The sequence below is a fragment of the Roseisalinus antarcticus genome (genome assembly GCF_900172355.1).
Lineage (GTDB): Bacteria > Pseudomonadota > Alphaproteobacteria > Rhodobacterales > Rhodobacteraceae > Oceanicola > Oceanicola antarcticus_A.
In genome coordinates this window covers 248,479-274,866 of record NZ_FWFZ01000001.1, presented here as the reverse complement: position 1 = coordinate 274,866, position 26,388 = coordinate 248,479, and the positions used below count along the sequence as shown (strand labels likewise).

At 67.6% G+C, this 26,388-nt stretch carries 27 protein-coding genes; 16 read left to right on the top strand and 11 right to left on the bottom strand.

The genetic code is table 11. The annotated features are described in order from the left end of the window. Positions 1-37 precede the first annotated feature (37 nt). The 3 genes from trpE to ROA7023_RS01290 all read right to left on the bottom strand — a co-directional run bounded on the left by trpE (position 38) and on the right by ROA7023_RS01290 (position 4,647). Positions 38-1,549, bottom strand: a complete 1,512-nt coding sequence (gene trpE / locus ROA7023_RS01300; protein ID WP_085877186.1) for an anthranilate synthase component I — start codon at positions 1,547-1,549, stop codon at positions 38-40. A gap of 2 nt (positions 1,550-1,551) precedes the next feature. Beyond that, positions 1,552-3,393 carry a peptidylprolyl isomerase gene (locus ROA7023_RS01295; RefSeq protein WP_085877185.1) on the bottom strand — a complete coding sequence of 614 codons (1,842 nt, stop codon included), beginning with the start codon at positions 3,391-3,393 and terminating at the stop codon, positions 1,552-1,554. Positions 3,394-3,480: 87 nt separating this feature from the next. Next, on the bottom strand, positions 3,481-4,647 hold the full coding sequence (locus ROA7023_RS01290) for an aminotransferase (protein WP_085877184.1): 1,167 nt from the start codon (positions 4,645-4,647) through the stop codon (positions 3,481-3,483). A 351-nt stretch (positions 4,648-4,998) separates the two neighbouring features. Here ROA7023_RS01290 and ROA7023_RS01285 point away from each other — a divergent pair, with 351 nt between their 5' ends. The 7 genes from ROA7023_RS01285 to ROA7023_RS01250 all read left to right on the top strand — a co-directional run bounded on the left by ROA7023_RS01285 (position 4,999) and on the right by ROA7023_RS01250 (position 10,595). Then, on the top strand, positions 4,999-5,454 hold the full coding sequence (locus ROA7023_RS01285; RefSeq protein ID WP_085877432.1) for a PaaI family thioesterase: 456 nt from the start codon (positions 4,999-5,001) through the stop codon (positions 5,452-5,454). A gap of 150 nt (positions 5,455-5,604) precedes the next feature. Beyond that, a complete protein-coding gene (gene rplM / locus ROA7023_RS01280; RefSeq protein ID WP_085877183.1) occupies positions 5,605-6,066 on the top strand; it encodes a 50S ribosomal protein L13 in 462 nt (153 codons plus the stop codon). Beyond that, entirely contained in the window at positions 6,066-6,551 is a 486-nt protein-coding gene (gene rpsI, locus ROA7023_RS01275; RefSeq protein WP_085877182.1) for a 30S ribosomal protein S9, read from the top strand. Before rplM ends, rpsI begins: the two co-directional genes overlap by 1 nt. A gap of 826 nt (positions 6,552-7,377) precedes the next feature. Then, a complete protein-coding gene (hmuQ, locus tag ROA7023_RS01265) occupies positions 7,378-7,692 on the top strand; it encodes a heme-degrading protein HmuQ (protein ID WP_085877180.1) in 315 nt (104 codons plus the stop codon). 151 nt (positions 7,693-7,843) lie between these two features. Beyond that, positions 7,844-8,716, top strand: a complete 873-nt coding sequence (locus tag ROA7023_RS01260; protein ID WP_085877179.1) for an ABC transporter permease — start codon at positions 7,844-7,846, stop codon at positions 8,714-8,716. Beyond that, entirely contained in the window at positions 8,713-9,513 is an 801-nt protein-coding gene (locus tag ROA7023_RS01255; RefSeq protein WP_085877178.1) for an ABC transporter permease, read from the top strand. The genes ROA7023_RS01260 and ROA7023_RS01255 overlap by 4 nt, the downstream gene beginning before the upstream one ends. Beyond that, entirely contained in the window at positions 9,510-10,595 is a 1,086-nt protein-coding gene (locus ROA7023_RS01250) for an ABC transporter ATP-binding protein (RefSeq protein WP_085877177.1), read from the top strand. The genes ROA7023_RS01255 and ROA7023_RS01250 overlap by 4 nt, the downstream gene beginning before the upstream one ends. Here the strand turns inward: ROA7023_RS01250 and ROA7023_RS01245 are convergent, their stop codons facing one another. The 5 genes from ROA7023_RS01245 to ROA7023_RS01225 all read right to left on the bottom strand — a co-directional run bounded on the left by ROA7023_RS01245 (position 10,596) and on the right by ROA7023_RS01225 (position 14,804). Beyond that, positions 10,596-11,111, bottom strand: coding sequence for an acyloxyacyl hydrolase (locus tag ROA7023_RS01245; protein ID WP_085877176.1), 516 nt, complete (start codon positions 11,109-11,111; stop codon positions 10,596-10,598). Between the two features lie 155 nt (positions 11,112-11,266). Then, a complete protein-coding gene (locus ROA7023_RS01240) occupies positions 11,267-11,884 on the bottom strand; it encodes a TetR/AcrR family transcriptional regulator (protein WP_085877175.1) in 618 nt (205 codons plus the stop codon). After that, entirely contained in the window at positions 11,877-12,746 is an 870-nt protein-coding gene (ppk2, locus tag ROA7023_RS01235) for a polyphosphate kinase 2 (protein WP_085877174.1), read from the bottom strand. The genes ROA7023_RS01240 and ppk2 overlap by 8 nt, the downstream gene beginning before the upstream one ends. Positions 12,747-12,790: 44 nt before the next feature. Further along, entirely contained in the window at positions 12,791-13,759 is a 969-nt protein-coding gene (locus tag ROA7023_RS01230; protein WP_085877173.1) for an alpha/beta fold hydrolase, read from the bottom strand. Between the two features lie 100 nt (positions 13,760-13,859). Next, positions 13,860-14,804: a homoserine O-succinyltransferase gene (locus tag ROA7023_RS01225; protein WP_085877172.1), complete on the bottom strand. Its 945-nt coding sequence runs from the start codon at positions 14,802-14,804 to the stop codon at positions 13,860-13,862. Between the two features lie 121 nt (positions 14,805-14,925). Between ROA7023_RS01225 and ROA7023_RS01220 the strand changes: the two genes are divergently transcribed. Further along, on the top strand, positions 14,926-15,552 hold the full coding sequence (locus tag ROA7023_RS01220; protein ID WP_085877171.1) for a hypothetical protein: 627 nt from the start codon (positions 14,926-14,928) through the stop codon (positions 15,550-15,552). A gap of 13 nt (positions 15,553-15,565) precedes the next feature. Here the strand turns inward: ROA7023_RS01220 and ROA7023_RS01215 are convergent, their stop codons facing one another. Both ROA7023_RS01215 and mnmA read right to left on the bottom strand, forming a co-directional pair. Further along, positions 15,566-16,435 carry an ATPase gene (locus ROA7023_RS01215; RefSeq protein ID WP_085877170.1) on the bottom strand — a complete coding sequence of 290 codons (870 nt, stop codon included), beginning with the start codon at positions 16,433-16,435 and terminating at the stop codon, positions 15,566-15,568. Between the two features lie 129 nt (positions 16,436-16,564). Further along, positions 16,565-17,704, bottom strand: a complete 1,140-nt coding sequence (mnmA, locus tag ROA7023_RS01210) for a tRNA 2-thiouridine(34) synthase MnmA (protein ID WP_085877169.1) — start codon at positions 17,702-17,704, stop codon at positions 16,565-16,567. A 128-nt stretch (positions 17,705-17,832) separates the two neighbouring features. On the opposite strand from mnmA, the gene sciP reads away from it, so the two are divergent. The 8 genes from sciP to ROA7023_RS01170 all read left to right on the top strand — a co-directional run bounded on the left by sciP (position 17,833) and on the right by ROA7023_RS01170 (position 25,142). Continuing rightward, complete coding sequence (gene sciP, locus ROA7023_RS01205; protein WP_085877168.1) at positions 17,833-18,111, top strand: CtrA inhibitor SciP; 279 nt, start codon at positions 17,833-17,835, stop codon at positions 18,109-18,111. A gap of 91 nt (positions 18,112-18,202) precedes the next feature. Continuing rightward, positions 18,203-18,919, top strand: a complete 717-nt coding sequence (gene ctrA / locus ROA7023_RS01200; RefSeq protein ID WP_085877167.1) for a response regulator transcription factor CtrA — start codon at positions 18,203-18,205, stop codon at positions 18,917-18,919. 1,304 nt (positions 18,920-20,223) lie between these two features. Beyond that, positions 20,224-20,985, top strand: coding sequence for an SDR family NAD(P)-dependent oxidoreductase (locus ROA7023_RS01195; RefSeq protein ID WP_085877166.1), 762 nt, complete (start codon positions 20,224-20,226; stop codon positions 20,983-20,985). 140 nt (positions 20,986-21,125) lie between these two features. Continuing rightward, complete coding sequence (locus tag ROA7023_RS01190) at positions 21,126-22,082, top strand: ABC transporter permease (protein ID WP_143535406.1); 957 nt, start codon at positions 21,126-21,128, stop codon at positions 22,080-22,082. Then, on the top strand, positions 22,079-22,279 hold the full coding sequence (locus ROA7023_RS01185; RefSeq protein ID WP_085877165.1) for a hypothetical protein: 201 nt from the start codon (positions 22,079-22,081) through the stop codon (positions 22,277-22,279). Before ROA7023_RS01190 ends, ROA7023_RS01185 begins: the two co-directional genes overlap by 4 nt. Before the next feature lie 30 nt (positions 22,280-22,309). Continuing rightward, on the top strand, positions 22,310-22,888 hold the full coding sequence (locus ROA7023_RS01180) for an ABC transporter permease (RefSeq protein ID WP_085877164.1): 579 nt from the start codon (positions 22,310-22,312) through the stop codon (positions 22,886-22,888). A 55-nt stretch (positions 22,889-22,943) separates the two neighbouring features. Beyond that, positions 22,944-24,008 (top strand): ABC transporter substrate-binding protein, encoded by a 1,065-nt coding sequence (locus ROA7023_RS01175; RefSeq protein ID WP_085877163.1) that lies wholly within the window; start codon positions 22,944-22,946, stop codon positions 24,006-24,008. Between the two features lie 27 nt (positions 24,009-24,035). Further along, on the top strand, positions 24,036-25,142 hold the full coding sequence (locus ROA7023_RS01170; protein ID WP_306372466.1) for an ABC transporter ATP-binding protein: 1,107 nt from the start codon (positions 24,036-24,038) through the stop codon (positions 25,140-25,142). Positions 25,143-25,174: 32 nt separating this feature from the next. On the opposite strand, the gene ROA7023_RS01165 is transcribed toward ROA7023_RS01170, so the two are convergent. Further along, positions 25,175-26,218, bottom strand: coding sequence for a 2,5-dihydroxypyridine 5,6-dioxygenase NicX family protein (locus tag ROA7023_RS01165; RefSeq protein ID WP_085877162.1), 1,044 nt, complete (start codon positions 26,216-26,218; stop codon positions 25,175-25,177). Between the last annotated feature and the right edge of the window lie 170 nt (positions 26,219-26,388).

Here is a 26,388-nt window from a genome sequence, read left to right as displayed (position 1 = left end):
GCGGTCTGGCGGGTCCCGGCGGCCGCTGCGCCGCGCGTCAGCGGTTGCCGTCGCCCCGGAACATCGTGGCATCCTCGGCCGCGCGGCGGATCGCGTTGGATTTGTGCACCGTCTCCTGGTACTCGGCCTCGGGGTCGCTGTCGTAGACCACGCCGCCGCCGGCCTGGATATAGAGCGTTTCGTCCTTCAGCACGGCCGTGCGCAGGGCGATGCACATGTCCATGTCGCCGCCCGCCGAGAAATACCCCAGCCCGCCGCCATAGACGCCGCGCTTCTCGGGCTCCAGCTCGTCGATGATTTGCATCGCGCGGACCTTTGGCGCGCCCGACACGGTGCCGGCCGGCAGGCCCGCCAGAAGCGCCGAGAGGGCGTCGTGTTCGGGCGCGAGCTCTCCGACCACGTTCGAGACGATGTGCATCACGTGGCTGTAGCGCTCGACGATGAACTGCTCGGTGGGGGCAACGGTGCCGATCTTCGCGACCCGGCCCACGTCGTTGCGGCCGAGATCGAGCAGCATCAGGTGCTCGGCCAGCTCCTTTGCGTCGGCCAGCAGGTCGGCCTCGTTGGCGTTGTCCTGCTCGGGCGTGGCGCCGCGCGGGCGGGTGCCGGCGATGGGGCGGATCGTCACCTCGCGGCCGAAGACGCGGACGAGGATCTCGGGCGAGGCGCCGATCACCTGGAAGCCGCCGAAGTTGAAGAAGAACATGAAGGGCGAGGGATTCGTGCGCCGCAGGCTGCGATAGAGCGAGAACGGCGGCTCGGTGAAGGGCTGCGCCCAGCGTTGCGACGGCACGACCTGGAAGATGTCGCCGGCGCGGATGTAGTCCTTGGCGGTCTCGACGGCGGCCAGATACTCGGCATGGGCGAAGTTCGACACCGGCGGGCCGGCGGGCTCGGCCGTGCCGAGGCTGCGGGCGGCCAGGGCAACGGGGCGGTCGAGGCTGCGCTCGGCGTCCATCACCCGCTCGGCGGCCTGGGCATAGGCGGCGCGGGCCGAGAGCCCCGGCTGGACCCAGGCGGGCGCGCAGAGGATGACCTCTCCCTTCACGCCGTCGAGCACGGCCACGACCGAAGGCCGCAGCATCACCGCGTCGGGCAGGCCGAGCGGGTCGGGGTTCACGTCCGGCAGATGCTCGACCAGGCGGATCATGTCGTAGCCGAGATAGCCGAAGAGGCCGGCCGAGGCCGCGGGCAGCCCGTCGGGGATGTCGATCCGGCTTTCGGCCAGGACGCTGCGCAGGGTGTCGAGGGGCGAGCCCTCCAGATCCTGCCAGGCGTCCTCGTCATAGCGGGCCGCACGGTTCAGGCGCGAGGTCTCGCCCCGGCATTCCCAGATCAGATCGGGGTTCAGCCCGACGATGGAATAGCGCCCGCGCACCTCGCCCCCGGTCACGGATTCCAGAACGAAGGCATGCTTGCCCGCGCCCGAGAGCTTGAGCATCAGCGAGACGGGCGTGTCGAGATCGGCGGCCAGTCGGGTGTAGACCAGCTGGTTCCGGCCCGCCTCGAAGCCTGCGCGGAAGCTGTCGAAATCCGGGGTCAGGGCCATGGCTACTGGAACGTCGCGTTGACCGCGTTCACCGCCGCCTGGTCGATGCGGACATCGGTGCGGGTCTGAACGGAGCGGGTGAAGACGTCGAAGATGTCCTGGGTGATCGCCGATTGCGCCTCGGCGGCGATGCGGGCGGCCTCTTCGGCCACGGCCGCGGCCTCGGGGTCGGCGGGGGTGATGGCGGTCACCAGCACCACGATGGCACCGGTGGGGGTCTCGATGCGGCGGGCCTCGCCCTCGGCCATGTCGAACACCTCGGTCATGAAGGCCGGCGGCGTGTCGCCTACGAAGGCGCGGCGGTCGAGGCCGGTCTCGGCGGTGGGAACGGGCATCTCGGCGGTGAAATCGCCGGCGGCCTCGACCTCGTCGGCCAGGGTCTCGGCCCGGCCCATCAGGCGGTCCTTGACCTCGGCGCGGCGCCACGCGTCGGCCACATCGTCGCGGGCCTGGGCGAAGGGGATCGGCGCGGGGGCGCGGATCTCGTCGATGCGCAGGGCGAAGACGCCGCCATCCTCCAGCGACAGGATCTCGGGGAAATCCCCCGGCGCGGCGGCATCGGCGGCCTCGCGGAACGCGGCATAGGCGGCAAACCCGGAGGTGGTGTCCTCGGTGTAGCTGATCGTGCCCAGCTCGAGCGCGGTGCGCTCGGCCAGATCCTCGATGCTCGCCCCCCCGGCGATCAGATCGGTCATGCCCTCGGCATCCTGGTCGATGATCCGGCGGGCGCGCTCGGCGGCCAGTTCCTCGCGCAGTGTGCCGCGGGCCTCCTCAAAGGTGGTCTCCTGGGCCCGCAGAACGGCGTTCACCCGGTAAAGCGCGGGTCCGAATTCGCTGGGCTGAGGGTCGGTCACGTCCCCGGTGGCGGTGGCGAAAACGGCCGCGCCGGCCTCGCCCAGGTCGGCCTCGGACACGTCGCCAAGGTCGATATCGGCCAGATGGAGGCCGCGCTCGCGCACCAGGGCGTCGAAATCGAGATCTTCGTCCGCGAGCCGGGCACGGGCGGCTTCGGCCTGGTCCGCGTCGCGGAAGACCAGCCGCTCCACCAGCCGCCGCTCGGGCCGGACATATTCGTCGATCCGCTCGTCATAGAGGGCGCGCAGGGCGTCCTCGTCGACGCTCACCTCGTCCATGATCATCTCGGGCGTCAGCCGGGCAAAGGTGATTTCGCGGGTCTCGGGGCTCATGAAGCGGTCGGTGTTGGCGTCGTAATAGGCCTGAAGCTGCGCGTCCGTGGGGTCTGCCACGGGGCTTTGCAGATCGTCCTCGGTCAGCGCGACCCACAGGAAATTGCGCGTCTCGGCCAGAAAGGTGGCCAGCGTCGTGCCATAGCCCTCGGGCTCGGGGATGGCCGAAACCACGCCGCTTTGCAGCAGGGTGCGGGACAATTGCTGCCGCAGGTCGGTCTCGAACTCGGTCTCGGTCAGGCCGTTGCGCTCCAGTGCGAAGCTGTAGGCCTGGCGGTCGAAATTGCCGGCTGTGCCCTGGAACTGCGGAATCGCCATGATCTCGTCGGCGATGCGGGCGTCGCCCACGGAAATGCCCAGCGACGCGGCCTCGTTGTCGAGCGACTTCGTCGAGATCAGCCGCGACAGCACGGTGCGGTCCAGCCCGAAGGCCTGCGCCTGCGGAAAGGAGAGCGGCTGGCCGGTCTGCGCCTCGAAAGCGCGGATCTGGCTGTTGAGCTCGCGGGCATAGGCGGTGGTCGAGACCTCCTGGTCGCCCACCCGGCCGAGGCTGGTGATATTGCCCCCGAAGGAGGTGGCGCCGAACCCCGCGAGCCCGAACAGCAGGAGACCAAGGATGATCCAGGTCGCGGTCTTCTTTGCAGCTTGTTTGGCCATGGGCTCCTCGGGCGTATGGGTCGCTCGTTGTCTAGGGCCCGCAGCGCCCGGGTTCAAGAGAGAGAGGCGGCGGCGGACCCGCGCGATCTAGCGCAGCCGCGCGGCGCGCAGCCGGTCCATCAACGTGGCGATACCGGCGCGGTCGACATTGGCGAAGGCAATCCGCAACTCGCGGGCGGCGCTTGCGTCGCCCTCGGGGCGGAACATGGTGCCGGGCAGCATCAGCACGCCGGCCTCGGTCACCAGCCGCTCGGCGGCGGTGTTCGAGGGCAGGTCGAACGGATGCTGGACATAGGCGAAATAGGCGCCGCAGCCCAGCAGGTCCCAGCCGTCGAGGGTGGCGATCCCCTCTTCCAGCGCGGCGCGGCGGTCGAGGATCTCGGCCCGCTCGCCCGCCTTCCATCGGGTCAGGTTGCGCATCCCCCAGAGCGCCGCGTGCTGGCCCAGCTGCGGGGCGCAGATGGCGACCGTGTCGAGGAATTTCTCCGCCTCGGCGAGCCGCGCGGGCGAGGACAGCATCGCGCCCACCCGGTGGCCGGTCAGGCGGTAGGTCTTGGAGAAGGAATAGAGGTGGATCAGCGTGTCGTCCCAGTCGGCCTCGCCGAAGAGGTCATGGACCGGGGCGGCGCGGCTGTCGAAGTCGCGGTAGGTCTCGTCCACGATCAGCGCGATGCCCCGCGCCCGCGCCAGGTCGAAGAAGGCGCGGACCAGCGCGGCGGGGTATTCCACGCCGCCGGGGTTGTTCGGCGTGACCAGTGCAATGGCGCGGGTGCGCGGGCCGATCAGGGCGGCGGCCTCATCGGCGTCGGGCAGCAGGCCGGCATGGGTCTGCAGCGGCACCGCGCGGACGCCTTCCATCTGCAGCCACATGGCGTGGTTGAAATAATAGGGCACGGGCAGGATCACCTCGTCGCCCTCGTCGCACAGGGTCGACACTGCCGCCGCGAAGGCCTGGTTGCAGCCCGCGGTGATGGCGACCTGCGATGGCGCCACGCTGCCGCCATAGGCCTCGGACCATTGCTGCGCGATCTCTTCGCGCAGGGGCCCGAGGCCGAGGACCGGGCCGTAGAGATGGGTCTCGGGCACCTCGGTCACCAGCCGGGCCATCTCGGCCAGCAGCGGCGGCGGCGGCGGGTCGACCGGCGCGGCCTGGCTCACGTTGATCAGGGGCCGGTCCGCCGGAAATTCGAGGCCGGTGATCCAGCGGCGCGCCTCCATCACGGGCGGCGCGAAGGTCTGTGCGGTACGGGACATCTTCGGCTCTCCTGGCGGTCTGGCTGCGGCATGGTTTGTCGACCGGCCCGCGCCCGGGCGCAAGGGGGATCGCGCCGGTGCCCGGCGAAACCCGGGGGTGGGGGTCTGGTGCGGGACCGGTGCGGGCTCGGCGGGCGAACGGGGTCTGGGCGAATTGGGGCTGGCCGAATTGGGGCTGGCCGAATTTAGTCTGGGCGGGCAGGGGCCTTGACGCGGGCGGTGGATCCGGCGTCTTGCATCGGGGCGCGGATTTCCCGCCGCGGCTGGTATCCGCGGGAGTCGCCCCGGAGCATCGGGGCCCGGGGTGACGCGGGACAACGGACGGAGGCGAGCCGGGTGGCGGATATCATGATGGACAAGGCGGCGCTGGAGGCGTTTCTGGCGGACGAATTCCCGCAGGCCGCCGGGGATCACACGATCCTGCGCGTGGCGCCCATGGCGCTGGACCTGCGGCTTGACGTCAGCGACAGGCACCTGCGGCCGGGCGGGACGGTCTCGGGGCCGGCGATGTTCGGGCTGGCGGACGTTGCGTTCTATCTCGCGCTGCTCGCGATGATCGGCCCGCAGGCGCTGGCCGTGACCACCGGCAGCGCCATCGATTTCATGCGCAAGCCCGAGGCCGGAGCGCCGCTCGTGGCCGAGGCGCGGATCCTGAAGCTGGGGCGGCTGCTGGCCGTGGGCGACGTGCTGATCCGGTCGGGCGACGCGGCGGGCGCGGTGGCGCGCGCCTCGATGACCTATGCGATCCCGCCCGAGGGCCGGGGGCTGCGCGAGGTGGGTCCGGAAAGCGGCAGTGGTGTGGGGTAAAATGATACCTATATTTCAAGACATTGATAAGGCTTGTTTTAATGATGGTCATGGTCCTTGACGGGCGGCGGCGCATCTATATAACCCGCCCATCCGAATGACCCGCGCCGTCCCGATCCGGGCTGGCGCAACAATACTCAGGACCGAGCAATGAAAACCTTTACCGCTACCCCGGCGGATATCGACAAGAAATGGATCCTGATCGACGCCGAAGGCGTCGTTCTGGGCCGTCTCGCCTCGATCGTCGCCACGCGTCTGCGCGGCAAGCACAAGCCGTCGTTCACGCCGCATATGGACATGGGCGACAACGTCATCGTCATCAACGCCGACAAGGTGCAGCTGACCGGCAACAAGCGCGACAAGCCGAACTACTGGCACACCGGCTATCCGGGCGGCATCAAGTCGCGCACCACGGGCCAGATCCTCGAGGGCAAGCACCCCGAGCGCGTGGTCATGCAGGCGGTCAAGCGGATGCTGCCGGGCAACCGCCTGTCGCGCACCCAGATGACCCACCTGCGCGTATTCGCCGGCGCCGAGCATGGCATGGACGCGCAGAAGCCCGAAGTTCTGGACGTCAAGTCCATGAACAAGAAGAACACGAGGACCGCGTAATGGCCGATCAAGTCACTTCCCTCGAAGAGCTCGGCGAGATCGCCGAAGGCACCGTCGCCCCCGAGCCCGAAACCCCGCGGGAGCCGGTCCGCGATTCGCTTGGCCGGTCCTATGCCACCGGCAAGCGGAAGGACGCGGTCGCCCGCGTCTGGATCAAGCCCGGGTCGGGCAAGGTCACCATCAACGGCCGCGAGATCAACGTCTACTTCGCCCGCCCGGTGCTGCAGATGATCCTCAAGCAGCCGTTCCAGGTTGCGGGTGTCGAAGGCCAGTTCGACGTGATGGCCACCGTCAAGGGCGGCGGTCTGTCCGGCCAGGCCGGCGCGGTCAAGCACGGCATCTCGAAGGCGCTGCAGCTTTACGATCCGACCCTGCGTCCGCCGCTGAAGGCCGCAGGCTTCCTGACCCGCGACAGCCGCGTGGTCGAGCGCAAGAAATACGGCCGCGCCAAGGCCCGCAAGAGCTTCCAGTTCTCCAAGCGCTGACGCTTCGGGCGATCGCACGGATTGGAAATGGGCGCGCCTTTGGCGCCACGGATTGGAAACGGGCGCGCCTTTGGCGCGACGCATTCCGCGCCTTGGGACATCGCTCGCAGGACTGGCTGCATCAAGAATGGCCGCGATGGGAACCATCGCGGCCATTTCCTTTGGCGGGAGGCGCCGATTCTACAGGACGATGGGCCGTTGCAGGATCAGCTCCGGTCTCTGGTCGCCTGCTGGTCGGACGACAGGTCGGTTGCAAAACCCGGAATCGCCGGAAACGGCCCGGCTTCCTCTCCTGCCAGCCGACTTCCGATTGGTCCCAGGGTGGGACGACTGCCTGCGCTGCAGGAGCTTTCCTCGACCGGTCCAGCTTGGCGCCCACGTTCGTGCCGTCATGGACCCAGGCCAGATAGGGCACGCGGTAGAGATCAGGCACGACTTCGCCTCCGCCCGTCCGGAGCGTGGGCACGTCCAGAGCATGGCGCATTCAGCAACACCTCGCTGAGAAGAACGACGTGCGCGGCCTTCGTTTAGGAGCTTTCGGTCGTCATTCCCCTGAAAAAGCCGCGTTCGGCCTCGGTGTGCGCATGGTGTTCGATCCGGACTTGGGCGCTCGCGCGGATGCCCTCCCGCATTCCGTTCACGCGGACGGTGAGATCGTTTCCGGCCCTGGCATCGGCAATCGATTTTTTCCGCCCCCGGCCGCCGTCGCAGCTCGCGGTGAAGTGGCCGCGGCGTTCGACACGTGGGTCGCCCGCCGGCCTCAAGCCAAGGTATGGACGGGGGCCGTCCCGCGTGTCTTCTTGGGGGCAGGCGATGGAGGGCGCGGATGACCTGTCTGACAATGAACCGGTTCGAGGTGGTGGTGGGGCGCGAGGAGGCGTTTGAAGCGGTCTGGCTGGGCCGCGACAGCCGGCTGAAGGAGGTGGACGGTTTCCTGTCGTTTCACCTGTTCAAGGGCGCTGTCTCGGGGGAGGTGCGGCTTTACGCGTCGCACACCCTGTGGCGCGATCGCGCGGCGTTCGAGGCCTGGACGAAATCGGAGGCCTTTCGCGCCGCCCATGGCGGGGTGCGCAGCCAGTCGGACCTCTATGCGGGCCCGCCCGTGCTGGAGGTCTTCGACAGTATTCAGGAGCTTGTCTGACGGCCGCGCCCGTTCCCGGCCTGCCCGTCTGGTGGGCAGAGCGACGCGAGGCGGCGGCCGCACGGCCCGGTGACCCGCGTCCGCGGGCCATTTGGCATTGATCTTTGCAGCGCCAGAGGGAAAGTCTGTCGTCAGGACAGACGGGGGCAGAATGCGCAAGGACAGCAGGCTCAGCGACGAGGAGCGCCGCACGATTGCGCTGATCTCGGTGCCGTTCGTCTATGCGCTCCTGCTGCTGGCGCTGCCGCTGGGCGCGATCGTCCTGTTCAGCTTCTGGACCCAGGACTTCCTGGACATCGACACAGCCTTCACCCTGGACAATTACCGCGAGGCATTGAGCGGGCCGATCTACCGCACCCTGATCGGGCGGTCTCTGTGGATCGCGGGGTCGGTTACGGCGGTGACGGTCATTCTGGCCTTTCCCATCGCCTATTTCGTGTCGTTCCATGTCCAGCCGAGCCGCAAGTCCTTGTGGCTGTTCCTGATCACGATCCCGTTCTGGACCAGCTACCTGATCCGGGTGTTCCTGTGGAAGGTGATCCTGGGCTACAACGGCGTTCTGAACACCTCGTTGCAGGGTGTGGGGCTGATCGACGAGCCGCTTACCTTCATCCTCTACAACGCGAACGCCGTGGTCATCACGCTCGCCCACGCCTTCGCGCCCTTCGCGATCCTGCCGATCTTCGTGGCGCTGGAGAAGATCGACCGCTCGCTGCTGGAAGCCTCCCAGGACCTGGGAGAATCGAAGGTCACCACCTTCCTGCGCGTGACCCTGCCGCTGGCGATGCCGGGGGTGGTGGCGGCGGTGCTGATCGTCTTCATTCCGACCATCGGCGATTACGTGACGCCGCGCCTTGTCGGCGGGCCGAACGGGCTGATGATCGCGAACATGATCCAGACCCAGTTCCTGCGGCTGAACAACGCGCCGCTGGGGGCGGCGCTGGCGATCATCGCCATGATCTGCGTGACCGTGATCGCGCTCGCCTTCGTCTGGTTGAACCGTAAATGGCTGAGGTCCCGATGAGCCTGCGCATCTATGCCATCGCCTACCTGATCTTTCTCTACGCGCCGATCGTGCTGCTGCCGATCTTTGCCTTCAACGACGGCTCGATCATCGCCTTTCCCTTGCAGGGCTTCACCACCCAATGGTTCGGAGAGCTTGCCACCACGGCCGCGCTGCACGAGGCGGTCGGCAATTCGCTGACAATCGCCGTGGTCTCGGCCCTGCTGGCGACTTGCCTGGGGATGTGCGCCGCGCGAGCTGGCACGATGGCGGAGTTTCCGGGCAAGCGCGGCATCACCGGCTTCATCATGCTGCCGCTGGTGCTGCCCGAGATCATCGTGGCGGTCTCGCTGTTGGTGGTCGTGGTGCGGGTCATGGGGCTGTCCCTGGGCAACTGGACGATCATCCTGGCCCATACGCTGATCTGCACACCGTTCTGCATCGCGATCCTGAACGGGGCGTTCCAGAACCTCGACCGGTCGATGGAAGAGGCGGCAATGGACCTGGGCCAGTCGCGCTGGGGCGCGTTCCGGCTGGTGACGCTGCCGCTGGTGGCCCCCGGCATCGTGTCCAGCCTGCTGATCTCGTTCACCATCAGCCTCGACGAGTTCATCATCGCCTTCTTCCTGTCGGGCAATTCGCCGACCATGCCGGTCTATATCTGGGGGCTCTTGCGGTTCCCCGACAAGCTGCCGGTGGTCATGGCGCTGGGGACGATCCTCGTGGCGCTGTCCATCTTGCTGCTGACGCTGGCGGAAATCATGCGCCGGCGGGGCCTTGCCCGCGCGGGCCTCAAGGATACCGGAGGGTTCCTGTGACCGATCTCATCACGCTGCAAGGCGTCAACAAGTACTACGGCGACTACCACGCGCTGCGGCAGATCGACCTGAAGATCCGGCAGGGCGAGTTCTTTTCGCTGCTGGGCCCCTCGGGCTGCGGCAAGACCACGCTGCTGCGCACCATCGCCGGGTTCGAGGAGACATCCTCGGGCAGCCTGCATATCGACGGGCGCGACATGCGCGGGGTCTCGGCAAACCACCGGCCGACGAACATGGTGTTCCAGTCCTACGCCATCTTCCCGCATCTGAGCGTGGGCGAGAACGTGGCCTTCGGCCTGCGCAAGGACCCGCGCGGCAAGGCCGAGAAGGCGAGGGCGGTAGAGCGCGCGCTGGAGATGGTGGGGCTTGGCGGCTATGGCGGGCGGCGGGCCCATGCGCTCTCGGGCGGGCAGCGGCAGCGGGTCGCGCTGGCCCGGGCGCTGATCCTCGAACCCAAGGTGCTGCTGCTGGACGAGCCGCTGTCGGCGCTCGACAAGAAGATGCGCGAGCAGATGCAGGTGGAGCTGATGCGCCTGCAACGGCAGGTCGGCATCACCTTCATCCTCGTGACCCACGACCAGGAAGAGGCGCTGGTCATGTCCGACCGGATCGCGGTGATGTTCGAGGGCGAGATCGGCCAGCTCGACGATCCCGAGACGCTCTATCGCCGTCCGAACTCCAAGCGGGTGGCGTCCTTCATCGGGCTGATGAACTTCCTGCGGGGCCGGGTCACGGAGGTCGGGGCGCAGATCGAGGTCGAGGTCGCGGGGCTGGGCCGTTGCGCGGTGCCGGCCGAACAGGCCCCCGCAGGCGCGGCGCCGGGCGACATGAGCATCGGCATCCGCCCCGAGACTCTGGCGATCCTGTTCGAGGGCGAGACGACAGATCGGCGGGTGGTCCGGGGCATGGTCGACGAGGTCGTCTATTACGGCGACATGACCTATTACGACGTCAGGATCGAGGGCGTCGAGAAGCCGCTGACCATCTCGATGAAAAACCTGATCGGGCGGCCCGTGCTCGACGTGGGTACCGCCACGCGGGTGGCCTGGGACGAACGCTCGCTGGTGCTGCTCGCGGGCTAGCTAGCGCAGCGGGATCGAGACGCGCAGGCCGTAGGTCTCCAGGCCCGGATTCTCGTCGCGGGTATCGGCGTTCGAGCGGTGATCGTAGTAAAGCCCCAACCGCATCCGGTTCGCGAACTCATAGCTGACACCGAGAGCGCCGCGGAAGTGCAGGTTGCCGCCCAGCTCCGGCCCGTCGCCGGCCGCGTAATAGCCGGGCATCAGCGAGCCCTCGACCACGAAGCCGGTGTCGAACACCGGAAAATCCGACCGCACCCCAAAGCCGATCCAGGCGCTGTGATCGTCGGTGGCCGACAGGCCGACCACCGGCTGGAACGGCCCGTATTTGCGGTCGAGCGCATAGTTGAGAGAGATCTCCCGGGCGACCTGGTCGGTCTGGTATTCCACCGCCGAGGTCTGGAACGCCAGGCGCGGGGTCGCGAAGTTTTCCGCCAGGCAGCCGGTGGTGGGGCAATGATTCAGCCCCATGTCCGTCAGGCCGGCAATGATGAAGAGTGTGGCGATCGTGCCATCCATGGATCGTCTCCGGATCGTGTCTCCGCCGTGATAGGCGCCGGGTCGCTGCGCGGCAATGGGGCAAACGGGCACTGGCGCGGAGTGCTGCGCGGGGGCGTCAGTCGGGGATGTCGGTCCGGGGGGCCGGGCCCGCGATCGCGGCGCGAGGGTCCGGTTCAGTTGTCGGGGTCCACCAGGCCCAGCCCGCGCAGGTAGACGCCGATTCCGGTCTCCAGAAGATCCTCGGGCGGAAAGGGCGATTTCGTGCCGGGACTGCCGCGGGCGAACAGCTCGACCACGCCGTGGCTCAGCGCCCAGATATGGGCCGAGACCATCTGCGGCGGCGGGCGCTTTTCGGGCGGAATATGCTCGGACAGCGCGACGGCCGCCTTTTCCAGCACGTCCATCGCGCGGGTGGCGGCGGCATGCAGGTCCGGCGTCCGCTGGATCGAGATCCCGCTTTCGAACATCGCCACGTAATGGCCCGGAAACCGGCGGGCGAAGGCGAGATAGGCCCGGCCCGTCGCCTCGAACGCGGCCAGCGCCGAAGGCTGCCCGCTGGCATAGGCATGCTCCATCAGGTCGGCGTAGATGCCGTAGCCCTGCAGCGCGGCCTCGGCGATCAGCTCTTCGCGGCCCTCGAAATGGCGATAGACGGCGGCGGGGGTGACGCCGGCCTGCTTGGCGGCCTCGGACAGGGTGAACCCGGTGGGGCCCTTGGTCTCGATCAGCGTCAGCGACGCGTCGACCAGGGCCTGGCGCAGGTTGCCATGGTGATACCCGCGTTTAGGCATCCCAGATGTCGGGGCCGCGGCAGATGTTCAGGTCGATATGGCCGATCTTCTCCGGCCGCTTGCCCTCGTAGTCGATGCCGTGCAGCACGGTCTGGATCGCCGCGATCCGGGCGCGGGACTTGTCGTCCGAGCGGATCACGGTCCAGGGCGCGACATGGCTGTCCGAGCGGCGCAGCGTCTCGGTGATCGCCTCCGAATAGGCATCCCAGCGTTTCAGCCCCTCGACGTCGATCCAGGACAGTTTCCATTGCTTCAGCGGGTCCGTCTCGCGTTTCAGGAACCGGCGCAGCTGCTCGGCCTGGCCTACGTTGAGCCAGATCTTGAACAGGTGGATGCCCTCTTCGACCAGCATGTCCTCGAAGGCGGGCAGCTGGCGAAAGAAGTGTTCGCGCTGGCGCGGGGTGCAGAAGTCGAAGACATGCTCGACCACGCCGCGGTTGTACCAGGACCGGTCGAACAGGACCATTTCGCCGGCCGTGGGCAGTTGCTCGACATAGCGCTGGAAATACCATTGACCGGCCTCGACATCCGAGGGCTTGGGCAGGGCCACCACGCGGGCGACGCGGGGGTTGAGGTTCTCGGTCATCGCCTTGATCGTGCCGCCCTTGCCGGCGGCATCGCGCCCCTCGAACAGCACGACCACGCGCTTGCCCGATTTCTGCACATCCGCGTTCATCCGGACCAGCTCCTCCTGCAGGGGCTCCATGTGGTCCTTGTAGTCGGATTTCGAGAGGCGCTCGTCGTAGGGATAGCTTTCGGACAGCATGTCGTGCTTGTCCGCGTCCTGGATCGCCTTGCGCACGTCGTCGGGCGCGTCGTTTTCCAGAAAGTCGCTGATTGCGCCGTCAAATGGCAGGTCCATGTCGCCCTCCGTTCTGGTGGCATGAGTATCGCGGGGCCGGACGCCTAGCGCAATGCGTCGCTGTCGGCCAGCACACGGGCATGGGCGCGGTCGATGCCGGCGGCCACGGCCTCGGTCGCGACGTTCTGGGGGACATGGCCGATGCCTGGCAGGGGCGTAAGCCGTGCGCCGGGGACCTGATCGCGCAGGGGTTCGGCGTGGATCCCGAACGGGACGGTGGTGTCGGCGGTGCCGTGCACGATCTCGACGGGGACGTCGATCTCGCCGTAGCGGGGCCGAAGCGCCGTGATCTCGTCCTTCAGCGTGGCCCGCTGGGCGGCATTGGCGCGCATCGACACCCGGCGCAGGGTGAGCGGGGCCCCGACATGGGCGGCATAGCCCTCGGGCATCGATTGCGGGGCAAAGATGCTCTCCACCTGGTCGCGGACATAGCCGTCCGGCACCCAGGCGGTGATCAGCGGCACGACCAGGGCGGCGCCCACCGGGTGCGACGTGACCTTGTAGAGCAGGGGCAGCGGCCCCTCCCAGCGTTGCGAGGGCGACGAGACCGGCACCAGCGCCGAGAGCCTGTCGGGGAAATGCACGGCCCAGGCCAGGGCGACGGCCCCGCCATAGCTTTGCCCCATGACGATCGGCCGTTCGGCCCCCAACGCCTGCGCCGCGGCACTGAGGGTAGAGGCCTGGGCCACGATCCCATCGTCGCCGTGGAGCCGGTCGGAATAGCCCAGGCCCGGCCGGTCGAAGACGATCACACGGTAGCGGTCCGCCAGCGCCCCGGCCAGGCGGAAGGTGAGGTCCCGCGTGTTGCCCGAGGAGCCGTGGATCAGCACGACGTCCGGCCCGGTGCCGGTGACGACCGCATGAACCCGCAGCCCCGCGACCTCGACCATCCGGCCCTCGGGCGGAAAGGCGGCCTCTGCCGCGCGTTCGCGCTGATGGGCCCGGTAGAGGGTCAGCACTGCGACCAGAAGGCACAGCAGCACGAAAGCGACGAGGAGGCGGGTCAGGAGCATGGCAGGGATGTAGCCGGGGCCGGGCCCCGGTCCAGACCAGCTGTCACCGCCGGCCGCGCGGCGTGCGCCGGGGGCGCGCCGAGCCCGGGACCGGCCGCGGTCATTTGCGCAGGTCGGTCGAATCCTCGCCGATCCGTCCGATGTCGAAGGGCGTGGTGAGGTAGATCTCGGACACCCAGTTGCCATAGAGCAGGTGCGCATGGCTGCGCCAGCGGTTGAGCGGCGTCTGGGCCGGGTCGTCACCCGGGAAATAGTTGCGCGGCGGCGTGATTGCCCCACCGGACAGCACGTCCCGGTCGTATTCTTCCTTCAGGGTGAAGCTGTCGTATTCCAGGTGGTTGAAGATATAGAGCGCCCGGTGGCCGGGGTCCTCGACCAGGCAGGGCCCGGCTTCCGGGCTGTCGATCAGGATGCGCAGGCCCTCGATGCCCTCGATCTCGTCGCGCCGCATCTCCGTCCAGCGCGAGACGGGCATGGCCAGATCGTCGGAAAAGCCCCGCAGATAGGGGCTTTCGGGGGCGCAGACCCGGTGCCGGTAGAGGCCGAACGCCTTGGCGTCGAGGATATGCTTCTTCACGCCGTGGAAATGGTTGATCATCGCCATTCCGCCCCAGCAGACGCCGAAGGTCGAATGGACATGGGTCTGGGACCAGTCGAAGACGCGCCGCAGCTCCTCCCAGTAGGTGACCTCGTCGAAGGGCATGTGTTCGATCGGTGCGCCCGTGATGATGAGCCCGTCGAACTTCGCGCCCGAGGCCTCGACCTCGGCGAAGGGGTGATAGAACGCCTCCATGTGCTCGGCCGCGGTGGTCTTGGAATTGTGTTCGGTCATGCGGATCAGGTGAAACTCGATCTGCAGCGGCGTGGCGCCGATCAGCCGGGCGAACTGGGTCTCGGTCTGGATCTTCTTGGGCATCAGGTTCAGCAGCGCGATCCGCAGCGGACGGATGTCCTGGCTGGCGGCCAGTGCGTCGTCCATCACCATCACGCCCTCGGAAGAGAGGACGGAATAGGCGGGCAACGTGGCGGGCAGCTTGATCGGCATTGGAACGGTCTCGTGTTGGTGCGCCCCGGACTTAGTGCGGCAGGCAGGCCGGCACAAGCCGGGCATGACAGCGCGGACCGGGCTTGCTAGGGTTGCGCTCTGATCAAGGGGGAGGATCGTCATGCGATGGATTGGTCTGGTCTGCGCGTTGCTGTGGCCGCTGGCGGGGCAGGCGCAGGTCGAGGTGTCCGAGGCGCAGCGCTGTGTCTGGTCCTGCCTGTCGAACTTCGGGCCGGCGTCGAACCCGGCCTATGACCAATGCGTCCAGACATCCTGCGCCGGGTTCGCGGCGCCGACTGATCGGGTCCGGCCCCTGCCGGCCGCGCCGCAGGGGTCCTCGCGCACGGCGAACGGTCCGCGCTGGGAGGCACAGCGGATCATCGCGAGCGATCCGCCCTATCTCGACGGCTATTCCGCGCGCGTCGTCAACGTGTCGGACCAGAGACTGAGCTATCTCTGCGGCCGTGGGGGCCGGTCCCTGATCACGCTCGAGGGCAGCCGGATCGGAACGGCGCCGGGGCGCTACGAGATCCGGGTGCGGGGGGCGGGGGCCTGGAAGCCCCGCTTCGTCGAGTACGAGGGGCAGTTGCAGACCACCGTCCGGCCGAGCGGGGTGATCGTGCGGGCGCTGCAGGGGGCCGCGCGGGCCGAGATCTATTCCAACGACGGGCGGCGGCTTGCGGGGTTCAGCCTTGCGGGGTCGTCCAACGCGATCGGCCAGGCGGTCCGCTATTGCGCCGGCGAGTGAGCCCGCGCGGCGCCTAGCCTTCCTGCGTCCGCGCCGCCAGGGCGTCGGCCACGAGTTCCACAGCCTCGGCCTCGGATCCCACACGGGCCACGTCGGCGGCCTCGACCGTGACCCCCCAACGCGCCATCGCGGCATAGAGAGGGGCCCGGTGGGCCAGCGCCCGGGCATAGGTCCAGCGGATGAAGGCGTCGGGATCGACATCCTCTTCGCGGCGGCCGTGCTCCGCCAGGTAATCCGCACAGGCCGTGGCCAGGAAGGCGGGCTGGTAATACATCGGCTTCGGCGCCCTGTCGAAGCGCTGGATCAGGGTCTCGGTATGGGCCTCGGAGCCGGCGATATGGACGAGAAGCACCCGCTCCGACAGGTGCCGGAGGACCGGGTCGTCGGCGCGGGCGGGATCCACGACCTCGCAGATCGAGCCGCCGGAATCGCAGACGAAATGCGGATAGCCATAGAGGTCGGCGGCCCGGTCGATGAAATGCCCGGTGTCGAGAAGGGCCGCGACCTCGGCCTCGCGGTGCTGGTCCTGACGCTTGAGATATTCCGTCAGTGGCAGGCCGCCGGCCGCGGCATTGCCCGGCTTGCCAAGGTAGCTCGACAGCGGGGCGAGGTTCTCGAAGGTGATGTTGGAGCCGATGTAGATCGAATCGGACAGCAGAAGCTCGCGCAGAAGCGGCACCTGCATGGCCAGGCGCTTGGCGTTGTCGGCGATGGCCTCGCCCATGTAGCGGGTGCCGATCCGGTAATCGACCGAGTAGTGGAACCAGTGGCCCGTGTCCCGCAGCATGGCGGCCAGCCGGGTCTTGCCCAGGCCCGACATTCCGAAGAAGAGGACCCTTTTCGAGGCGGCGTCGCGCCACTGGTCTGCGGAAGCATAGATCATAGAGAGTTCGATAGGAGCCTGCATCGGCTTCCGCCAGACCCATTTTGACCGTCGCCCCAGGGTGCCGTCCGGGCGCCACAGATTATTCGCGAATAATCTGGTTCGAATTTTCGGCGAAAATTCGGGCGCCTAGCGGCCACGCCAGATCCAGCCGCCTCCGAGGACGCGGCTGCCTTCGGGGGCATAGAAGACACAGGCCTGCCCCGGGGATACGCCTTCTTCCGCGACCAGCAGCTCTACCTCCGCCTCGGTTTCCGACACCGGGCGCAGGACGGCCTCGGTCGGCGGGCGGGTGGATCGGACCTTGACCAGGATGTTGCGTTCTGTCGCGTCGGCGAAGTCGCCGTCCCCAAGCCAGTTGATCTCGCGCACGGGCACGGTGCGGGTCGCCAGCATCTCTTTCGGGCCGACGATCACACGCCGGTTCTCCACGTCGAGGCGCACCACGTAGAGCGGATCCGCCAGCCCGCCGATCCCGAGGCCGCGTCGCTGTCCGATGGTGTAGTGGATCACGCCCCGATGGCTGCCCAGAACGCGGCCGTCGGCATGGACGATCTCGCCGGGATCGGCGGCGCCGGGGCGCAGTTTCTCGATCACGCTGGCGTAATTGCCGTTGGGCACGAAGCAAATGTCCTGGCTGTCGGGCTTGTCCGCCACCCTCAGCCCGTGTTGCGCGGCCAGATCCCGGGTGGCCGCCTTGGAGGGCAGGTGGCCAAGGGGAAACCGCAGGTAGGACAATTGCTCGGGCGTGGTGGAAAACAGGAAATAGGATTGATCCCGCGCGGTATCCGCGGCCTGGTGAAGCTCCGGCCCCGCGGCGCCCATCTTGCGCTGGATGTAATGCCCGGTCGCCATGCAGTCCGCATCCAGGTCCTTGGCGGTCTCCAGCAGGTCACGGAATTTCACCCGCTCGTTGCAGCGGATGCAGGGCACCGGTGTGGCGCCCGCGAGGTAACTGTCGGCGAACTCGTCGATCACCGCGTCGCGGAAGACGTTCTCGTAGTCGAGAACGTAGTGCGGAAAGCCCATGGCCTCGGCCACGCGGCGGGCATCGTGGATGTCGCGGCCGGCGCAGCATGCGCCCTTTTTCGCCAGCGCCGCGCCGTGATCGTATAGCTGCAGCGTGACGCCGACCACGTCGTAGCCTTCGGCGGCGAGCTCTGCCGCGACCACGGAACTGTCCACGCCGCCCGACATCGCGACCACGACACGGGTTTCGGCGGGGGCCTTGGCAAAGCCGAGCGAATTCAGGGCGGGGTCGAGGGGCATCGAATCTCCGGAGACAGGAGAGAGAAATATAAGAAAACTCGAAGCATTCTCAAGGCCCGGCTTCATCGCCAGTTAAGCGTGCCGGGGCAGGGTCAAGTCCGGACAGGCCGCTACGGACGGATCACAGGATGTACTTGCGAAAGGTGGACGGACCGCGCTCCGTCAAGATGCCGGATGGAACGATCATGACCCGGGCGGATCTGCCGCCCGAGACGACGGTGCGCTGGGTCGCGTCGCGCAAGGCCGCGGTGGTCAAGGCGGTGCTCTACGGGCTGCTGACCCGCGAGGCGGCGCTGGAGACCTATGCACTCTCCGACGAGGAATTCTCGGAATGGGAGACCGCCGTGGCGACCCACGGCGAGGCAGCCTTGCGCGCGACGGCGTTGCAAAAGTATAGACAACCCTAGGTAGAAGTGTAAAACTGCTCTACACGGTAACGGCGGGTTAACCTTTCTGCGCCTAGTTTGAGCGCAGGAACGGAGATAGCGGAGAATCCTGATGCGTGTCTTGCTGGTAGAAGACGACCCCACGACGTCGAAGAGTATCGAGTTGATGCTGACGCACGCCAACCTCAACGTCTACGCGACGGACCTTGGCGAAGAGGGGATCGATCTTGCGAAGCTCTACGACTACGATTTGATCCTCCTGGATCTGAACCTGCCGGACATGAACGGCCTGGACGTTCTGCGGCAGTTGCGCCTGGCACGGATCGACACGCCGATCCTCGTGCTGACCGGCGAAGAGGCGACCGAGAGCAAGCTCAAGAGCTTCGGCTTCGGGGCCGACGACTACCTGACCAAGCCCTTTCACCGCGAGGAGCTGGTGGCGCGCATCCACGCGATCATCCGCCGCTCCAAGGGGCATGCCCAGTCGGTCATCAAGACCGGTCGCATCCTGGTGAACCTGGACGCCAAGACCGTCGAGGTCGATGGCCAGCCGGTGCATCTGACTGGCAAGGAATACCAGATGTTCGAGCTGCTCTCCCTGCGCAAGGGGACGACGCTGACCAAGGAGATGTTCCTCAACCATCTCTATGGCGGGATGGACGAACCCGAGCTCAAGATCATCGACGTCTTCATCTGCAAGTTGCGCAAAAAGCTCAGCACCGCGACCGGCGGCCAGAACTACATCGAGACGGTTTGGGGCAGGGGCTACGTCCTGCGCGATCCCGAACCCCTGTCGATGAGCCCCGAGCGGCTCGCCATCGGTGCCTGACCGGTTGGAGGCGATCCGCAGCGCCTTGCGCTGGATACAGGGCTTTGGGCGAGACCATGGGGCGTTGCAATCTGTTGCGAGGCGAAGGTCGCGCCGTTTCCCGGCGACATCCGAAAAGAATCGAGCTGCGGGCGGTCGACGAGCGTTAGGTCGGCACAACGGGCCTGTTGCCCGTCTGGGCAAGGTCGTCGTTGTGCCTTGCGGGCGGACCGCCACCTATGAGGCTTGCAACCTGTCGGGCGATCTCGGCGAATTTGCGGTTCTCGGCGATCCTCCGCCGGCCTTGCCCAGGCTGTCGAGGGTCGATGCATTCAACTGCCCACGACCAAATCCGGCCAGACAATCGTCGAAGACCAAACCTGGCCAGAAACTCGTCTGACAAGTCCGATACGCCCGGGCAATTGCTTGCTTCGGCTTGAGGCCAAATCGGCTCAATGGCTGCGGGAAACCGTCTGAACCCTTTCAGGGATGGCGTGGGAATGCAGGTGTAACGCCCCGGCGGTGATACCTCAGGCAAACCCCGAAGATCAGGCCACACCAGGGCTCTGACCGTGGGACCGGCGGCGAACCAGACGTGCCTGGCAGCTTGTTGCTCGGACTAGGTCCTGAAGGCCGCGCTCATTGGGCTTGGCCTCCTGTCCCGCTTTCAAGGCGCATGGGCGTGCAGGGATCGGTCTTTGGTTTCTTCGTTCCGAATTCCCGACCTCGGGCTTGGCGGCAGGAGTGATGCGCTCGAACCCAAGAAAAGTGCCCTTGGCCCCGAAGCCCTTGGCGCCGAAGGAAGCCGGGATCGCGGCAGGCGTCGTTTCGGGGCCTTGTTCCGCCACGAAGCGCCGGCGCTCTCTCGGAGGGACGCGAACGCGCCTTGCGGCGCCAAACGGTGCACGATGCCGACTTGCGCGGCGGCCGAGCGGATGGTCAGGTCTCCCGGTCGGAATCGTGCGGAAACAGCCGCGGCTGCGCCCAAGGGGCGCAGGCAAAGATAACATGCAGGATATCCGCGGGTCGCACTGTGGACGACCGGGGCACAGGTTGCCTCGGTGCGGCGCCTTGCGTGCCGGGAACGGATACCGTGGAGGTATTCCGGGGTCGGATATGGGCTGGTTCGGGTCCGCGGCAGGTCCCGGTCTCGGGCTGTCCGGTTCGGATCGTGTCCGCCGCCGCCGGGCAACAAGGTCCGGGGGCGGATCGACGGGGTCGCCGGTTCGGCGCGGAATCAGGACCGGCGTCGCGATCGGATGGCCCCCGCAACGGGCCGGCGCAATGCTGCCGGGCCGGGGTAAACCATGAAGGAGCGCGTGGGTATGACAACAACGATGCCGGGCATGGATCTCACGGGAAAGACGGCGCTGGTCACCGGGGCCAATCGCGGGTTGGGGCGGCACTTCGCGCAGGTTCTCGCGGCGGCGGGGGCGCGGATCGTCGCGGCGTCGCGCAGCGGTGGGGGCGGCGACGATGCGGGGCTGGATCCGGATGCGGTGCATCTGCGGGTCGATGTGACGGACGCGCAAGCGGTTCGGGCGGCGGTCGACGAGGCCTGCGCCGCCGCTGGGCGCATCGACATCCTGGTGAACAACGCGGGCGTTCTGGTCGCGAAACCGATGCTGGAGCAGGACGAGGAGGATTGGCGGCAGGTCGTGGACACCGATCTGACCGGCGCCTGGTTCATGGCGCAGGCGGTCGCGCGATCCATGGCGGCGGACGGACTGGGCGGGGCCATCGTCAACGTCGCCTCGATCAGCGGTCTGCGCGGCGGCGATTGGGTGCCGGGCTATGTCGCCGCGAAGGCCGGGCTGATCCGCCTGACCGAGGTCATGGCCATGGAGCTCGCGTCGCAGAACATCCGGGTGAACGCGCTGGCGCCCGGCTACGTGGCGACGGACATGTCGGCGGAGTTCTTCGCCTCCGGGCGCGGGCAGGCGGCGCTGGAGCGCGTGCCCATGGGCCGCCCGGCGCGGCCCGAGGAGCTGTCCGCCCCACTGCTGCTGCTGGCGAACGACGCGGGGTCCTACATCACCGGCACGACGCTCGCGGTCGATGGCGGAGCGCTTGTCTCGAAGCTCTGATCCGGGCAACAGGCACAAATTTTCAGCAAGACAGGGCCTTTCTGGACATATCCGCTCGGGCGGCGGGCACCGGTGCGCCCGGATTTTCGAAAACCGTACCTATCGTCGAAATGATTCTGAAGCTGCCCCATGGAGGTTTCATGACCACCGCGGACATCACGCTCGACGATACGCCGCGCGGCGGCCCCCGCCCCGCAAGCTCCGGCCCCCGCCCCGCAAGCTCCGGCCCCCGCCCCGCAAGCTCCGGCCGACGGACCGCGTGGCTGCTGCTTTCGCCGGCGCTGGCGTTTTTCGCGGTGCTCTTTCTCATGCCGCTGGCGGTGATGCTGCTCTTCAGCCTTCTGACCGGCAACCCGCTCTGGGACGACACGGTCACCTTCACCCTCGAGAACTACACCCGCATGGTGCAGGACACCTATTACCTGGAGGCGGTGGGCAGCACCGTCCTGCTCGGCCTCTACGTGACCGGCGCGAGCCTGGCGATCGCCTATCCGCTGGCGCTGCAACTGGCGCGGATGCGCAGCGCGGCCTGGCGCAGCATCCTGATGATCGCGGTTCTCAGCCCGATGATGACTGGCATGGTGATCCGCACCTTCGCCTGGATGACGCTGCTTGCGGACCAGGGCGTGATCAACCGGACATTGACCGGCGCCGGGCTGATCGCCGAGCCGTTGCCCCTAATGTACAACACCTTCGGCATCGTGGTCGCCATGACCCATATCTTCGTGCCGTTCATGGTGCTGACGCTGGTCGGCGTTCTCGGCCGGATCGACGACCGGCTGGAGCAGGCGGCGCAATCGCTGGGCGCCACCCGGCTGCGGGCCTTCGTCGAGGTGACGCTGCCATTGTCGGTGCCGGGGATCCTGGCCGGGTCGCTGCTGGTCTTCGCGCTGACGATCAGTTCCTACGTGACGCCGACCCTGATGGGCGGCTTCGCTTTCGTGAACCTGCCGATCCTGATCTACCAACAGATCGCGTCGAGCTTCAATCCGAGCTTCGCGGCGGCGCTGGGCTTCGCCCTGCTGGTCCTGTCGATGAGCGTGATCGCCGCCTATTGGCGGGTCTTGTCTCGGGTCGGGCGCGGGGGCGGGACGTGACCGGCGCCCCGCTGATCGGCCGTCTGGCCAGCCTCGGCTGGTCGCTTCTGATCGCCCTGATCCTGGCGTTCCTGCTGCTGCCGCTGGTCTTCATCGTGCTTTTCGCGTTCAACGACGCGCCCTATATCCAGTTCCCGCCCACGGGCTTCTCGTTGCGCTGGGTCGAGGATTTCCTGTCCTCGCCCGAGTTCATGTAAGCGCTGCGCTTTTCGCTGGGGCTGGCCTGCGTGTCGGTCGTCGTCTCGACCACGCTGGGCACGATGGCGGCGCTGGCGCTGGTGCGGGGCAACCTGCCGTTTTCGGGGGCGCTCTCGGCGCTGTTCGTGTCGCCGCTGATGGTGCCGTCGATCCTGACCGGGCTCGCGATCTTCCAGATGTTCTATCTCACCGACCTGGGCCGCGGTTTCTGGGCGCTGCTGATCGCCCATATCGCGGTGAAGATCCCCTACACGATCCGCACCGTCACCGCCGTGCTGACCGATTTCGACCGCTCGCTGGAGGATGCGGCCGCCTCGCTGGGCGCGACCCCCTGGGAGGTGTTCCGCGAGGTGACCATGCCGCTGATCAAGCCCGGGGTGATCGCGGGCGCGATGTTCGGCTTCATCGTGAGCTTCGACCAGTTCGAGGTGTCGCTGTTCCTCGTGGCGCCCAACAGCACCACGCTGCCGATCCACATGTTCAACTACCTGCGCTTCAACTTCGACCCGACCATCGCTGCGGCCTCTCTCGTCACGTTGGTGATGGCGACCGTGGCGGTGCTGGTGATGGAGCGGCTCATGGGGCTGCAATCCTACGTCCGGCTCTGACAGCTTTTTCAACCCGTGCCGCGATGGCGGCCACGACACTGGAGGCAAGACAAAGATGACTGACCGCAAATCGATCCGCGCCGCGACCACGCGCCGGCAGGTCCTGTCCGGAGGCGCGGCCTTCGCGCTGGGCTCTCTGGCGGCCCCCTCGATCGTCGGGGCGCAGACCCCGGTCCTCAAGATCGCCGGCTGGGGCGGCACCTGGGACGAGGTCTTCAAGGCCAGCATCGTGCCCGGTTTCGAGGAAACTCACGGCTGCAAGGTAGAGATCGACACCGGCTGGCCGTTCATGCCCAAGCTGTTGTCCTCCAGCCCGAACCGGCCGTTCTACGACATCCTGCTGGCCAACCCGCACGACCACTGGAAGGCGCTGGATGCGAACATGGTCGAGGACAGCTATTCAGAGACCGACGTGCCCAACCTCGCCGATATCTACGGCTTCTCCAAACGGGACGAGCTTGTGGGGATCACCTTCCTGAACTCGGCCGTGGGGCTGGGCTATCGCAAGGATCTGGTCAGTGCGCCACCCACGTCCTGGACCGACATGTTCAACGAGGACTATGCCGGGCGGCGTGGCTCCTACGTGATGCAGAACACGCTGGGTGCGGGGTTCTTCCTGATGCTGGGGCAGATCTACGGCGACGGCTTCACCGATATCGACGCGATGTTCGAGGCGCTGGAGCGGCTCAAGCCCATGCGGCTGGCCGATTTCACCGGGGCGATGGAACAGCTGATGCTGTCCGAAGAGGTCGCGATCGCCGTGATCGACGATGCCGGGATCCTGAAATACACTGGCCAGGACACGCCGCTGGGCTTCGCCTGGCCCGAGGAGGGGTCGGTCGCGCTGGAACAGACCTATTCGGTCACCTCCGGCTCCGGCGTAAAGGACCTGGCCTATGCCTGGGTCAACCACGTCCTGTCGCCGCCCGTCCAGAAGGTGCTGACCGAAGAGATGTGGCTCGCCCCCGTCAACACCAGGACCGAGCTGGAGCCGGTCTATGCCGACACGCTCTATATCGGCGAGGACAAGGTGGCCAATCTCGTGACGCCGGACTGGAACTGGTACAACCAGAACTTCGACCGGCTGAACAACCAGTACATGCGCACCCTCGGCGGCTGAGCGTGACAACGGGAGCCTGCAACGACCATGCGTGACATGACCGACGACATCGCGATCTCGTTGAAAGCCATCTCCAAGAGCTATGGCGGAGGGGTCGACGCGGTCAGCAACCTCGACCTGGACATCCGGGAGGGGGAGTTCTTTTCCCTTCTCGGCCCGTCGGGCTGCGGCAAGACCACGACGTTGCGGATGATCGCGGGCTTCGAGGAACCGACCGCCGGGCGAATAGGGCTCGGCGGACGGGATGTGACCTGGGCGCCGCCGCACAAGCGCGACATGGGGCTGGTGTTCCAGAACGACGCCCTGTTCCCGCACCGGACGGTGCATCAGAACGTGGCCTTCGGGCTGCGGATGCGCCGCCTGCCGGCCGCCGAGATCGCCGCGCGGGTGGCGGCCGCGCTGGCGCAGGTTCAGCTGACCGGGTTCGAGGCACGCCATCCCGGGCAGCTGTCCGGCGGGCAACAGCAGCGCGTGGCGCTCGCGCGGGCGATCGTGATCCGGCCCCGCGTGCTGCTGTGCGACGAGCCGCTGGGGGCGCTGGACCGCAAGCTTCGCGCCTCGATGCAGTTCGAGCTGAAGGAGCTGCAGCGCGAGCTGGGCGTGACGCTGATCTACGTCACCCACGATCAGGAGGAGGCGCTGACCATGTCCGACCGGATCGCCGTGATGAACGGCGGCCGGATCGAGCAGGTGGCCGCGCCCGACACGATCTACAACCGCCCGGCCACACGGTTCGTGGCCGATTTCATCGGTGAGGCGACGCTTCTGTCCGGCGCGGTGGTGCGGGGCGCAGAGGGCGTCCACCTGGCCCTGTCCGGCGGGCTGCGCCTGCCCCTGCCGGGCTCCATGGCGCCGATGGCCGGCGCCGAGCGCACCGTGGCGATCCGGCCCGAACGGATCACGTTCTCGGGCGATGGCGCGGGCCTGCCTGGCCATATTGTGGATGCGAATTTCCTCGGCACGGCTACGCTTTACAAGACGCGGCTGGACAATGGCGCCCTCGCGCTCGTCCGCCTGCCCGCAGCCTCGGGCGAGGCGCGGCCCGGACCGGGTGACCGCGTGGCCCTGTCGATCCCGCCCGACGCCATCGTGCCGGTGGCGTCGGGGCCCGCCGCGGATGGCGACCCTGCCTGACGACGCACCACCGCTGCCCGGCAGCGATCCAATCAGTGGCCGGGCACGCCCATCTCGCGGCAGAGCGCGGCCAGCTTCGGGTCGACGAACAGGCCGTCGCGCAGGATCTCGACGCCATCGGCGGTGATGGAGACCTGCCGGCAGGTGAAGTCGAAATGCCCCGCCGCGGGCCGGCCGACCCAGGCGCCCCAGCCGAAGTCGATATCGCCGAACGCGCGTTCGTCCTCGAGGATGCGGCCGGTCGGCACACGCACCCCCGGGTTGAAGCCCAGCGAGGCATGGGCGATCCGCCGCAGGGTCGGGTCCTCGCGCTGGGCGATCCAGCGCTCCAACAGGGCGGCTTCGCGCCCGCCTGCGATCCGGTCGATGCGGCCGCCGGCGATTTCCAGCGTGAGCGGCTCGAGGATCAGGCCCACGTCCTCGGGCGGCGACAGCACGCCGTCGGCGACCAGCCGGCCCGTCATCGAGCCCTCGTTCGGCTCCCACGTGACCTGGCCGGCCAGCATGATCGGGATGCGCACGGGGTTGGCCACCATCCGGAACGACCCGACGGTGCCGCCGCGATTGTGAAACCGGATGTCGGTGCCTGCCTTCGAGGTCACGTGCATCTCTGCATCGGTCAGCAGCGCGATGATCTCCTGGCCCATCTCTTCGAGCTTCGGGGTGTCCACCCCGCCGACGCAACGCACGAAACCGTCGCAATCGAGCCCCCCGTAGGAGACGTATTGCACCCCGGCCTCCATCACCGATTGCCAGGCCTCGGAATAGATCAGCTCGTTCCAGGAACAGGCGACCCAGACCGCGCTGGCCTTGGCCGCCGCGGCCACGACCGCCGGCGAGGCGCCATAGGACCGCCCCGGCGAAGGGTAGCGCAGCAGCGACGGCACCCCACCCGCGGCCATGACGGCCCGGGCGATGGCGTCGGGCACGCGCATGTCGGTCCGGGTATCGGCGGTGACCAGCACCTCTTGCCCCGCCTCGAGCGCGATGACTTCGCGCACGAAGATCGCGGCGGCGGCGGCGACTTCCAGGTCGAGATACTCGTCGCGGGCTTCGGTGAGGTTGTTCAATCGCATGTGGGGGCGGTCTCGCGTCATTCGGTCCGGGGGCGCCCCTCAGGCAATGGCAGCGCCCGGGCGGGGTCAAGGCAGAAATGGCCGGAGGGGGCGCAATCGACCCATGGCCCGCAGCGCTGCCGCTTTGTTGGTCGCCACGCCGCGCGGCCTGGGGTGGACCCTGAACCGGC

What these genes read in the sequence shown, in the direction of transcription:
- ROA7023_RS01170 (WP_306372466.1), top strand. Translation starts at nt 24,036, where the DNA reads ATGCGTGACATGACCGACGACATCGCGATCTCGTTGAAAGCCATCTCC.
- hmuQ (WP_085877180.1), top strand. Translation starts at nt 7,378, where the DNA reads ATGACCTGTCTGACAATGAACCGGTTCGAGGTGGTGGTGGGGCGCGAG.
- ROA7023_RS01240 (WP_085877175.1), bottom strand. Translation starts at nt 11,884, where the DNA reads ATGCCTAAACGCGGGTATCACCATGGCAACCTGCGCCAGGCCCTGGTC.
- ctrA (WP_085877167.1), top strand. Translation starts at nt 18,203, where the DNA reads ATGCGTGTCTTGCTGGTAGAAGACGACCCCACGACGTCGAAGAGTATC.
- ROA7023_RS01285 (WP_085877432.1), top strand. Translation starts at nt 4,999, where the DNA reads ATGGACAAGGCGGCGCTGGAGGCGTTTCTGGCGGACGAATTCCCGCAG.
- ROA7023_RS01190 (WP_143535406.1), top strand. Translation starts at nt 21,126, where the DNA reads ATGACCACCGCGGACATCACGCTCGACGATACGCCGCGCGGCGGCCCC.
- ROA7023_RS01220 (WP_085877171.1), top strand. Translation starts at nt 14,926, where the DNA reads ATGCGATGGATTGGTCTGGTCTGCGCGTTGCTGTGGCCGCTGGCGGGG.
- ROA7023_RS01255 (WP_085877178.1), top strand. Translation starts at nt 8,713, where the DNA reads ATGAGCCTGCGCATCTATGCCATCGCCTACCTGATCTTTCTCTACGCG.
- sciP (WP_085877168.1), top strand. Translation starts at nt 17,833, where the DNA reads ATGTACTTGCGAAAGGTGGACGGACCGCGCTCCGTCAAGATGCCGGAT.
- ppk2 (WP_085877174.1), bottom strand. Translation starts at nt 12,746, where the DNA reads ATGGACCTGCCATTTGACGGCGCAATCAGCGACTTTCTGGAAAACGAC.
- ROA7023_RS01290 (WP_085877184.1), bottom strand. Translation starts at nt 4,647, where the DNA reads ATGTCCCGTACCGCACAGACCTTCGCGCCGCCCGTGATGGAGGCGCGC.
- ROA7023_RS01175 (WP_085877163.1), top strand. Translation starts at nt 22,944, where the DNA reads ATGACTGACCGCAAATCGATCCGCGCCGCGACCACGCGCCGGCAGGTC.
- ROA7023_RS01245 (WP_085877176.1), bottom strand. Translation starts at nt 11,111, where the DNA reads ATGGATGGCACGATCGCCACACTCTTCATCATTGCCGGCCTGACGGAC.
- ROA7023_RS01225 (WP_085877172.1), bottom strand. Translation starts at nt 14,804, where the DNA reads ATGCCGATCAAGCTGCCCGCCACGTTGCCCGCCTATTCCGTCCTCTCT.
- ROA7023_RS01295 (WP_085877185.1), bottom strand. Translation starts at nt 3,393, where the DNA reads ATGGCCAAACAAGCTGCAAAGAAGACCGCGACCTGGATCATCCTTGGT.
- ROA7023_RS01230 (WP_085877173.1), bottom strand. Translation starts at nt 13,759, where the DNA reads ATGCTCCTGACCCGCCTCCTCGTCGCTTTCGTGCTGCTGTGCCTTCTG.
- rplM (WP_085877183.1), top strand. Translation starts at nt 5,605, where the DNA reads ATGAAAACCTTTACCGCTACCCCGGCGGATATCGACAAGAAATGGATC.
- ROA7023_RS01215 (WP_085877170.1), bottom strand. Translation starts at nt 16,435, where the DNA reads ATGATCTATGCTTCCGCAGACCAGTGGCGCGACGCCGCCTCGAAAAGG.
- ROA7023_RS01260 (WP_085877179.1), top strand. Translation starts at nt 7,844, where the DNA reads ATGCGCAAGGACAGCAGGCTCAGCGACGAGGAGCGCCGCACGATTGCG.
- ROA7023_RS01165 (WP_085877162.1), bottom strand. Translation starts at nt 26,218, where the DNA reads ATGCGATTGAACAACCTCACCGAAGCCCGCGACGAGTATCTCGACCTG.
- mnmA (WP_085877169.1), bottom strand. Translation starts at nt 17,704, where the DNA reads ATGCCCCTCGACCCCGCCCTGAATTCGCTCGGCTTTGCCAAGGCCCCC.
- trpE (WP_085877186.1), bottom strand. Translation starts at nt 1,549, where the DNA reads ATGGCCCTGACCCCGGATTTCGACAGCTTCCGCGCAGGCTTCGAGGCG.
- rpsI (WP_085877182.1), top strand. Translation starts at nt 6,066, where the DNA reads ATGGCCGATCAAGTCACTTCCCTCGAAGAGCTCGGCGAGATCGCCGAA.
- ROA7023_RS01195 (WP_085877166.1), top strand. Translation starts at nt 20,224, where the DNA reads ATGACAACAACGATGCCGGGCATGGATCTCACGGGAAAGACGGCGCTG.